The sequence below is a fragment of the Ancylomarina salipaludis genome (assembly GCF_004122035.1).
GTDB classification, from domain to species: Bacteria; Bacteroidota; Bacteroidia; order Bacteroidales; family Marinifilaceae; genus Ancylomarina; species Ancylomarina salipaludis.
The window spans coordinates 1-1,021 of the sequence record NZ_SAXA01000043.1 but is presented as its reverse complement, the minus strand read 5'-3'; the positions used below and the strand labels follow the sequence as shown (position 1 = coordinate 1,021).

The following is a 1,021-nucleotide window of genomic DNA, read 5'->3' as shown; positions in this document are numbered from 1 at the left end:
CCGTTAGCGGTCAGTGAAAAAACGACGTACCAAAGATGATAAACAGATTGATTATAATATTTCTCGTTTGCTTAATAAGCATAAATCTGCGTGGACAAAATGAATTGCAGTTTTCATTCGAATGCGAAGAAACAATCAAATCACCAATTGAAACGAAGGTTTTAATAAAATATCCTGAAGGTCGTCTCTCAAATTTGTACTCAGATTCTATAACTAAATACGATTTTTCAGATAACGAGAATTTTACATCAAAAGGAAAATATGTTCTGTCAATCTATTTCAGTGCTGAAAAATACGGACAAGATTCAATTGTTTATGATTTCGAACTAAGAGGAAATGAAATAAAAACCACAATTTCAGTGGATTTTGATTTTAGAGAGCGACTTATTAAAAAAGGGAACATATATGAGAAAGGAGATAGTGTTCTCAATGGATATATTAGAATAAATAAATTCTATGATGCACCTAAAACAATTGAGATTTCGATTGACAAAGGGAATGTTGGTAATGAATATTATAAAGGTCCTTTTTTCAAAATAAAGAATAATTCGACAGACACCTTATACGGCGAACATTTACCAGGTTATTTCTGGGGAACATTGTCATATTTAAGAAATGATTCTACATTCATGACCAGAACTGGAATTCTAGATTATGAATTTGTAGATTCGCCACCATTGTATCCTGATTCTACCAAAATTGCATCAGTCGGTTCATTTGGATTTAGAAAAAAACTAGTTCCATTTGATTATAGATTTGAAGTAATGCTAGCAAAAAAGTGGCAATCAATTGGAATTGGAATTTATGAAGAGAAAAAGAACTTTATTTGGTGGGCTGGAACAAAAGAATATTATAAATTGACACACGATTTTAAAATTGAATAAACACCGAACCGCTAACAATGTGTATAATTCATAAGGGTTTCAGAGGTTTTCGAATGGCATCACCCGCATCAATTTTGGGTGATAACTTGATAGGTTTAAAATCCGCAGTCCCTTACGAAATCATACACTAAACGTTA

1 protein-coding gene is annotated in these 1,021 nt (G+C 31.9%); it reads left to right on the top strand.

What is annotated here, in order from left to right; all coding sequences use genetic code 11:
• The first annotated feature begins 35 nt into the window (after positions 1-35).
• Complete coding sequence (locus EO244_RS16780; RefSeq protein WP_129255839.1) at positions 36-884, top strand: hypothetical protein; 849 nt, start codon at positions 36-38, stop codon at positions 882-884.
• Positions 885-1,021 lie beyond the last annotated feature (137 nt).

Excerpts from the sequence above, each read along its gene's own strand:
- EO244_RS16780 (WP_129255839.1), top strand. The coding sequence starts at position 36 with ATGATAAACAGATTGATTATAATATTTCTCGTTTGCTTAATAAGCATA.